Below are 9,303 nucleotides of genomic sequence, written 5' to 3' on the forward strand. Positions count from 1 at the left end.
GACAAGGCGAATCCGGGGGTGCATCCGATCGAGTGGTCGCTGGTGTGGGTGGCGCTCGGGGTGGGGGCGTACCTGGTCTGGTCGCGGCTCGAGGGCGCCTGGCCGTTCGGCCCGAAGGAGATCCGCGAGGAGTACCTGACCGCCCAACAGGAGGGCCAGAGCGTCGAGACCGCCGCCTGACCGACGCAGTCGCGAGCGAACCGGCGCCCGGGCCCCGCACAGCCCGGGCGCCGGCCCACCCAGGTGAGGACCCGCCTTTGACCACGCACCCCGACCACGTCGTGATCGGCATCGACTTCGGTGGCACCAAGACCGAGATCGCGCTCGCCGATGCCGCCGGTACGCCGCTGCGGCGGATCCGGTTGGCCACCCGCGCCGCCGAGGGACCGGACCAGATCCTCGCCCGGACCGCCGACGCGGTCCGCGAACTCACCCGGCACGCAACGACCGTGTACTCCCTCGAGGTCGCCGGGTACGCGGCCGTCAGCCCCGGCGTGATCCAGCCGGACCGGATCCTGCTGACGCCGAACCTGCCCGGCTGGGAGCGGCTCGCGCTGGCGGAGCGGCTGCGCCGCGAACTGGACGTACCCGCCGTCGCGATCGCCAACGACGTCCGGGCCGGCGCTCTGGCGGAGCTGCGGCGCGGCGCGCTGCGGGGCGCGGAGCCCGGCGTCTACCTGAGCCTGGGCACCGGCATCGCCGCCGCGGTGACGGTCGGCGGCCGGGTGCTGGCGGGTGCGCACCAGGCCGCCGGGGAGATCGGCTACCTCGACCCGGGCCACGGCGACGGCCTGTTCGTCGACGGCCGGGCCCCGTTGGAGGAGCTGGTCGGCGGCAAGGCCATCGCGGAGCGGGCGGCGGCGGAGATCGGCGAGGCGTTCACCGCCGAGCAGCTGTTCACCCGCACCGACCCCGCCGCGGACCGGCTGGCGCGGGAGGTGCTCGGCGTGCTGGCCACCGCGGTCGCCAACATCGCCGTCCTGCTCGATCCCGAACGCCTGGTCGTGGGCGGCGGCATGATGGCCGCTCAGCAAACCCTGCTGCCCGCCCTCGCCGCGCACCTGGCCCGCGCCGTCCCGTTCCCGCCCGCCGTGCTGCCCGCCCGTTTCACCGCGGACGCCTCCCTGCACGGCGCGATCACGCTGGCACTGGACCAGGTGCGCTCCTCCCGCTGATGGGACGTCAGCCGTCCTCGTCCGCCCCGACCCACCAGTCCCAGTCCGGGTCGGCCGCCAGCCGGGCGAGGAACTCCTCGCCCGAGCCGAAGAACGTCCAGTCGGTGTCGACGACGCAGGGGAAGCGCGCGGCGAGCGCGCCGGCGATCCGCTTGGCGGTGTCGAGGCCGTGGTACGGGAGGATCAGGCCGGTGTAGGGGCCGACCAGGTCGGCGATCAGGGCGAGTTGGTCCGCCGTGTACTCGGAGTCCAGCTCGCGGTCGGTGTCGACCAGGAGGCGGACACCGTCGGGGCCGACCCCGACCGCGAGGGAGTCGCGGTCGGGGACGACGACGTCCAGGGTGGAGAGCGCCTCGGCGATCTCCGCCAGCTTGACGGACGCGGGCAGACAGATCATCAGGTTGTTCATGGTGCGATCACCGCCAGGAGGTCGTCCAGGCTGTTGGTGGCGAGGCCGCCGGCCGCCTGGATGTTGTTGATGACCGCCTGCTGGATCCTCGGGCCGTACACGATCACCGGCTTGTCGGTGCAGTCCATCTTGTTGCCGATCTTACTCGCCGAGCCGTTGGCGCGGCCTCCGCCCTTCTTGCCGCTCGGCGTCACGCCGGGGTACTTGACCTCGATGACCGAGTTCTGGGTCTCGATGTCGTACTCGGCGTGCACGGTGCCGTCCGCCCGGAGGAACTTGACGTTGATCGCCATCACGTGGCCCGGGTAGAGCTGCTCGATCGCGTTGGCCACCTCGGCGACGCCGTTGTCGGTCGACTGCCAGTTCCCGTCGGCGTCGCGGGGCTCGCCGGAGAGCGGGTTGCAGTCGCCGTTGAGGGTGTACGGGCCGCCGATCGGGCCGCCGCCGCCCTTGTGGCCGCCGGTCTGGAGTTTGGGCCCGCTGGAGGCCGGCGTCAGGCAGGACTGCGGTGTCCCGCCGTTGCCGCAGGAGGTTCCGGCGCCGGGACCGCCCTGGCCGGCGGTCGGTTGGGTCGGCTTGCCGGGCTTCGGCGTGGGGGTCTTGATCGGATGGTCGAGGTCGACCAGCAGCTGCGCGACCATCGACCAGGTGTGGGAGATCGAGATCTGCGGCTCGCCGGTCTGCACCCCGTTGACGTACGTGTAGACGGTGGTCTGCACGTACTTGTCGGTGCGGGTGTAGAGGTAGGTGTCGTCGTACCAGGTGGTGGTGGTCTGCCAGCGCTCGGTGGAGCGCGCGTGGGTGGTGACCTTCTGCACGGTGGTCGGCGGGCCCGGGTCGGCCTTCGGGGGGTCGACCGGCGGCTGCTGGCCGGTGGGGGTCGGTCCGGGGTCGGGGGCGGAGGAGGTGGCGCCCTCGTTGAACAGGCTGCCGTCGGCGCCGACCTCGAGGGTGTAGTACACCCCGCTGACCACGACCACCACGACCGCGCCGACCACCAGCGCCTCGACGCAGCCGACCACGCAGGCCGCACCGGCCGCGATGTCGACGCCGGCTTCGGCGAGGGCGGTGCCGGCGGCCTCGGCGATCTCCGGGAGGGCGTCGGCGACGTAGCCGCCGGCCTCGGCGATGATCCGCTCGCCGGCCGCCTCGACGTCGCCGAGACCGCTGACGATGTCCTCGAAGGCGCCGGTGATGGAGCCCAGGATGCTGTTGTGGCCGGTCGGGTCGTAGTAGCTGGTGGGGTTGGCGCCGCCGTAGGCGTACGCGTTGGCGGTGGCGGCGCCGGAGATCGCGCCGGGGGCGGTGTCGCGGCTGAGGAACGAGCCGGTGGACGGGTCGTACCAGCGGGAGCGGGCGTCGACCTTGCCGGAGGCGGCGGTCCAGCCGCCCTGGTAGCCGAGCGGGGTGCCCGCGCCGGTGGTGGCGCCGCGCTCGCCGAAGGCGCCGTAGGAGCGGGTGCCGGTGGCGGCGCCGGTGACCGGGTCGACCGTGCCGATGACGTCGTGGTGGGCGTTGCTCAGCAGCGAACTCGCCGTGCCCGACGTCGACTTGGCGGCGACCGGGCGCTGTGCGGCGTCCCTGACGTACAGCCAGTTGCCGTCCGAGGCGGGCTCGCTCTCCAGGCCGTCGTAGGACAGCGTCGACCCGCCGCTCTGCACCAGCCGGCCGAGTGCGTCGTAGCCGTTCTGGGCGGCGCCGTCGCCGATCATCTGGTTGAAGGCGTCGTACGAGCTGGTGACAGTGGTGGGGATGCCGCCGGGCAGCGGGGTGCTGGTGACCGAGGCGAGGGTGCCGCGGGCCTTCCACTGGTAGCTGGTGGAGGTGGTCGGGCTGTCGGTGCGCAGCAGGCGGTTGCGTTCGTCGTACTGCGCGGTGGTGGTGACCGGGTTGGTCCGGGCGCCGCCCACCAGGGTGCTGACGGTCTGTGAGGTGCGGTTGCCCGCGCCGTCCCAGCCGTAGTCGGTCTCGGTGGACTGCCCGCCGGCGGTGTCGACGGCGGCGAGCAGGCGGTTGTCCTCGTCGTAGCGGTAGCTGCGGTCGGACTGGCCGGAGAGCGCGCCGGTGCCGGTGGCGGTCAGCTGGTTGCCGTTGCCGTCCCAGGTGTAGCCGATCCGGCCGGTCTGGGCGCCGGTGGCGTCGAAGGACTGCTGGCTGAGCGGGTGGTCGAGCGCGTCGTAGGTGTACGCGTAGCTGCCGGTGACGGCGTTGGCCGCGTTCTTGTCCTGCTCGCCGGTCAGTCGGCCGGCGCCGTCGTAGGTGTAGTACCGGTTGGTGCCGGTGAGGCTGTCGTTGGAGCGGAACACCTGGCCGTTGGAGTCGAAGACGAAAGTGGTGGTGCCGTCCGGGCCGGTGCGCTTGGAGAGCTGGCCGCGCGGGTCGTATTCGTACTGGTAGGTGGTGGCGGCCGCGCCGTTCAGCCCGGCGCGGGTGTACGCGTACAGCTTGTCCTGGTCGTCCCAGGTGAGCGTCTCGTTGCCGGTGGGGCTGGTCAGCGAGGTCAGCCGGCCGGCCACGTCGTAGCCGAACTGGCGGTTCTGGGTGGCGCTCTCGGCGCCCGAGCCGCTCTGCGAGGTGACCCGGCCGAGCAGGTCGTAGCCGAAGCCGACGCTGACGCCGCCGGGCTGGGTGAGGGTGCGGGGCTCGCCGGCCGCGTTGTAGCTGACGGTGCTGGTCCGGTCGGTGGCGGCCGGGTGCGCGGCGGTGGCCGGGTCCAGCCGGACCGAGGGCAGGTCCCAGGCGTTGTAGGAGGTGTAGGTGGAGTGCTGGTTCCCGTCGGTCTGTCGGGTGCGGTTGCCGCCCGCGTCGTAGCCGAAGGAGGTGGTCGGCGCGGCCAGGACGGTGCCGTTGACGTCGGTCGGGGTCGGGTCGGTGAGCTTGCTGAGCCGGCCGAGCGCGTCGTAGTCGGCGTGCCAGGTGTGCTGGTTCGGGTCGGTGACGTCGACCGGGTTGCCCGCCGCGTCGTAGTGGTAGGCGGTCCGGGCGGCGACCGTGCCGTCGGCGGCGACCACCGCGGTGGAGGTGCGCCGGCCCGCGAGGTCGTAGCCGAGGTCGGTGTGCCGCCCCGTCGGGTCGGTGACCTTGGTGAGTCGGCCCGCGACGTCGCGCTCGAAGCTGGTGGTGCCGTACTTGTAGGTGGTGGAGGTGGCGACCTCGCCGGCCGCGTTGTAGGTCAGCGTGGCGTTCGGCACCGACAGGGAGTCGCTCAGCAGGTCGCCGAACTGGTCCCAGCGGTACGCCGAGACGTAGTCGCTGGCCTCGCCGGAGCCGTCGTCGACGTAACGCTCCGTCAGGGTGGAGTCGGTCATCCGCCCCATCAGGTCGTACGAGTAGTAGCGCATGGTGCCGGCCGGGCTGACCGAGGCGATCAGGTGGCCGCCGTCGTCCCAGGTGTAGTGGGTGACGCCCTGCGGCCCGCCGGACACGGCGGCCGAGGTGGTCACCGTGAGCGGCCGGTTGCGGGCGTCGTAGACGGTGGTGCTGGTCTCGCCGAGGCGGCCGGTGTGCACCAGGACGTTGCCGTTGCCGTCGTAGGTCCACTTCTCGAACGGCTTGACCACGGTGCCGTCGGGCTCGGTGGAGGACGGGTGGTCGACCCGCACCCGGCGGCCGCGCGCGTCGAAACCGGTGTGCGTGACGTCCCCGCGGGCGTCCTTGACGTCGGTCAGCTCGCCGAAGGTGTCGTAGCCGCGCAGCTCGACCGGGGAGCCGCTCGTCGCCGCCGCGCCGCTGCCGTCCTCGACGGCGACCTGCGGGGCGGTGCTGCTGCTCAGCCGGCCGAGCACGTCGTAGGCGTTGGTGACGGTGAACGCCGGGTCCGGGACGGCGTCGAGGTTCGCCACGCCGCGCGGGTCGGTGACGGCCAGCGGCAGGCCGTTGCCGTCGCGGACGTAGGCGGTCACCAGGTCCGGGGTGGCGTCGTTGTGGACCGCGGTGCGGGTCAGGCGGCCCGCCGGGTCGTAGCGGTTGACGGTGGACTCGGTGTGCCCGCGGCCGTCGGTGAGGCCGGTGCCCGTGACCTGGCCGGTCGGGCTGTAGGTGGTGGTGCTGGTCCGGTTCAGGCCGCCCGGGTCGACGGTCGTACCGGTGCGCTGGTCGGCCCGGTTGTAGGTGTAGGTGGAGACCCGGGTGCCGCCGGCGGTGTCCTTGGTGACGTTGCCGTTGTCGTCGTACTCGTAGTGGTGCAGTTCCAGGGTGCGGGGCGTGGCGTTCGGAGTGTCCTTGAAGTTCAGGAAGGACTCGGTGAGCTTCAGGTCGTCCGGGGTGTAGGTGTAGTCGACCTCGGCGCCCATCGGGTCGATCACCGCGCTGACCCGGCCCGCCGGGTCGTAGTAGTAGTTGGCGATCGGCACGGTCCGCTGGACGGCGCCCGGGCTGTCGTCCAGCCAGTTCGGGAACGCGATCGTGCTGAGCAGGCCGCGGTCGCCGTCGTAGTGGTACTCGTAGATCCTGCCGTCGGCGTCGGTGCTGGTGAGGACGTTCCCGTCGCCGTCGTAGGTGCGCTTGCCGGTGACGCTGCCGTTCACCGACACGGTGGTCTGCCGGCCGCGGACGTCGTAGCCGTAGGTGGTGGTGCGGGTGGCGTCGCCGCCGGAGGCCGCCGGGGTGGTGTCGGAGACCGCGCTGGACAGCAGGTTGCCGTCCTTGTCGTAGCCGTTGGTGGTCTTCTTCTGGTGCGTCACCCCGGTGACCGGGTTGCGCACCGCCGGGCCGGTCTCGGTCAGCAGGTGCCCGACGCCGTCGTAGGTGTAGTCGGTGCGGGCGGCGCCGGTGCCGTCGGGCTGGGTGGTGACCTTGCGGGTCAGGTGGCCCAGGCCGTCGTAGAACTGGTCGATCAGCGCCCCGCTCGGGGAGGTGATCCGGGTCTGCTCACCCCACTCGTCGTACCCGTAGCGGGTGGTGCGGCCCTCGGCGTCGGTGACCGAGGCGAGCATGCCGCAGGGCTGCAGCGCCGAGCCGTCCTGCTGGTCGTCGACCACGAACGGGGCGGAGCCGGCCAGCCAGTTGGTGTCCTCACAGGTGTAGTGGAAGGTGCTGGCCGGCGGGTCGGCGGTGCCGTACCCCACCGGCTCGGACTGCGAGACCAGCATGCCGCGCGCGTTGTAGGTGAGCGTGGTGGTGTTGCGGTTCGCGTCCTGGAACCAGGTGATCCGGCCGGCCCGCGGGTCCTTGGGGTCCTTGGACTCGCCGGCCTGCTCGCCGTAGTAGTGGTAGACGGTCGACACCACGTAGCCGGTCTCGCGGAGCTTCTGCACGCTCGCCAGGTGTCCCTGGTCGTCGTAGTCGTACCAGGTCAGGTTCTGGTTCTCGTCCTTGACCTTGTCGACCTTGCCGTCCACCCCGTACGTCCACACCGTGTTGTTCGACGGCGTCGGCTTGGTGCCGCCGTGCCAGCGGTTGAGCAACTGGCCCATGGTGCCGAACTGGTAGGACGTGGTGATGCCGGTCGGCTGGAGCACCGAGACCACGAACGCCGCGCCCGGGTCGACCGCGGCCTGCTTGGTGTAGCCCCAGTGGTCGCCGTTGACCGCGGGGTCGGCGAAGGCGACCCAGGAGGTGCGGCCGTTGGTCTCGTAGCCGATGGTGACGGCTTCGGTGGAACCGTTCGGCGGGGTGATCTTGCTGAGGCGTGAACCGGTGCCGGTGTACTCGTAGTTCGAGCAGGCGGAGACGTCCCAGCGCGGGTTGCACGCCGAGGTCAGCCGGTTGGCGGTGTAGGTGTACGTCCAGGTCTGCACGCCGCTCGCACGGTTCGCGGTGCCCGAGGTGGAGAGCGAGGCGATCTGGCCGGTGGCGTTCCAGGTGACGTACAGCTGGCGGTGCGTGCCCAGGTCCAGGCGGCTCAACTTGCCGCCGGTGCCGCCGTAGTTGAGGTACACGGTCTGCATGCCGGGCGCGCGCACACTCTGCAGCGCGCCGCTCGCCGTGAAGGTGTACTCGGTGCCGTCCGGCATCAGCACCAGGCCCTTGGTGATGCTGCGGGCCTCGTCCTGCTGGCCGTACGAGGCGGTCCAGGTGCCGTCCGCGTTCTGGCCGTAGCGCAGTTGGCGGCCGTCCGGGTAGGTGACGATCAACTTGCCGTCGCTGTCGGTGACCTGACGGACGTCCAGCACCGAGGACCAACCCGTGCCGAACACGCCGGGGTTGGCGTTGGCGCTGTTGTAGGTCCGGTTGACGGAGAAGACGGTGCCGTTGGCGGGCAGCGAGAAGTCGGTCTCGGTGCGGCTGTAGTTGCCCTGGAACAGGTCGACGCCGATCGGGTCGGCGTTGCCCGGCCCGAAGTGGTCGCCGTCGGCCGGCGCCACCACCACGGTGAACGGCGACAGCGGCGACCACGGGGCGTTGCCCGCGGGGTAGGTGGAGTCGAAGATCTTGGCGTGCCAGTAGTACTGCTGGTTCCACTTCAGCGTCGGCTGCCAGGAGACCGGCGCGAAGAACTCGCCGGCCGGCAGGTTGACCTTCTGCGCGAGCGAGTCGACGCAGTCCGGACCGTTGGTGTCGGTGGTCGGGCAGACCTGGAACAGCACCCAGTTCTGCTGGGTGTTGTCCCCGTAGGCGTTGACGGTGAGGTACGGCGTGCGGGTGTCCACGGCCTGGTTGAGCAGCGGCCCGGAGAGCGCGGCGGACGGCGCGTAGTGCGGCACGTTGATCTCGACCGGCTGGGCGGTCGGGATGCCGAGGGCCTTGTAGAAGGTGTTGTCGGACAGGCGCCGCAGGTCCCAGGCGAGCAGGAAGTTCCCGGCGGGCATCTCCTCGAAGACGCCGGTCACCGTCACCGAGGCGCCCGGGGGCACGGACACGGTGATCTCGGTACCGATGCCGTTGTCGTTGTAGATCGACTGGTCCGACCAGTACATGTGGTAGTCCAGCGACAGCGAGTGCGCCGGCCACGTGAGCGCCGAGGTGTTGGTCACCTTCACCACCTCGCGGCCGAAGGTGTCGTACCGCGGGTTGACGGCGGGCGGCGTCACCGGCGCGTAGGACACGCCGTAGGTCGAGCCCGCGGGGGTGACGGTCGCCGCCGCCCCGGCGCTGCCGAGCGGCTCGACGAACGCGGCGGTCCGCGCGGTGGTGGTCCGGCCGCCGCCCTGGCCGGCCGGCGCCGGTTCGACGAGCTGCGCGGACGGCGCGGGCGCCGGCTGCGGCGCCCGGCCCGCCCACAGCGGGCCCGGGGCCGGCTGTTGACGGGCCGTCACCTCGGCGTCGAACGCCGCCACGGCCTTCTGCCGCGCGCTGCCCGGCGCGGCGGGGTCCTGGGTGGGCCGGTCCGTGTGGGCGGGCGGCTGTGGCGCGGAGATCCGCCCCGGCGCGTGCTCCCGCACCTTCAGCGGCTGCGGCGCGGACACCGACCCCCGGTCGGCGGCCGCCGCCGTGCGCACCCCCTGGACCAGGCTTCCGACCAGCGCCAGGATCACGCCGACCACCAACAACGACCGTCTCAACACACCCACGCCACAGCCCACTTCATCCCCGTCTCACCGGTCACAGGAGCACCACAGGGTGTCGGAGCCCAGTGACATGGACATGGACGAGTCATGAACATTCCGCGCCTGAACGGAAAGTGACGGAACGTCGCCTTCCGTCTTATCGGCCCTGGTGGCGGCCGGGGCGTTCCGGCCGGGGCTCAGCGGGCGCCGAGGAGGTGTTCCAGGGCGAGTTGGTCGAGGTGTTCGAAGGCCATGCCGCGGTCGGCGGCGGTGGTGGGGTCGAAGTCCTCGT

3 protein-coding genes and 1 pseudogene are annotated in these 9,303 nt (G+C 71.8%); 2 read left to right on the forward strand and 2 right to left on the reverse strand.

Annotated features, from left to right (window positions below; all coding sequences use genetic code 11):
* Positions 1-180 (forward strand): annotated as a pseudogene (locus ACWD4U_RS34295) (amino acid permease); the annotation flags it as partial.
* Positions 181-257: 77 nt separating this feature from the next.
* The gene (locus ACWD4U_RS34300; protein WP_363462102.1) at positions 258-1,175 is read left to right on the forward strand and encodes an ROK family protein; all 918 of its coding nucleotides are present in this window, start codon (positions 258-260) and stop codon (positions 1,173-1,175) included.
* 7 nt (positions 1,176-1,182) lie between these two features.
* Here ACWD4U_RS34300 and ACWD4U_RS34305 read toward each other — a convergent pair whose 3' ends face one another.
* Both ACWD4U_RS34305 and ACWD4U_RS34310 read right to left on the reverse strand, forming a co-directional pair.
* The gene (locus tag ACWD4U_RS34305; protein WP_363462104.1) at positions 1,183-1,584 is read right to left on the reverse strand and encodes a hypothetical protein; all 402 of its coding nucleotides are present in this window, start codon (positions 1,582-1,584) and stop codon (positions 1,183-1,185) included.
* Positions 1,581-9,035: a DUF6531 domain-containing protein gene (locus ACWD4U_RS34310; RefSeq protein ID WP_363462106.1), complete on the reverse strand. Its 7,455-nt coding sequence runs from the start codon at positions 9,033-9,035 to the stop codon at positions 1,581-1,583. Before ACWD4U_RS34310 ends, ACWD4U_RS34305 begins: the two co-directional genes overlap by 4 nt.
* Positions 9,036-9,303 lie beyond the last annotated feature (268 nt).

The sequence above is a fragment of the Kitasatospora sp. NPDC002522 genome, assembly GCF_053595195.1.

What these genes read in the sequence shown, in the direction of transcription:
- ACWD4U_RS34305 (WP_363462104.1), bottom strand. Translation starts at nt 1,584, where the DNA reads ATGAACAACCTGATGATCTGTCTGCCCGCGTCCGTCAAGCTGGCGGAG.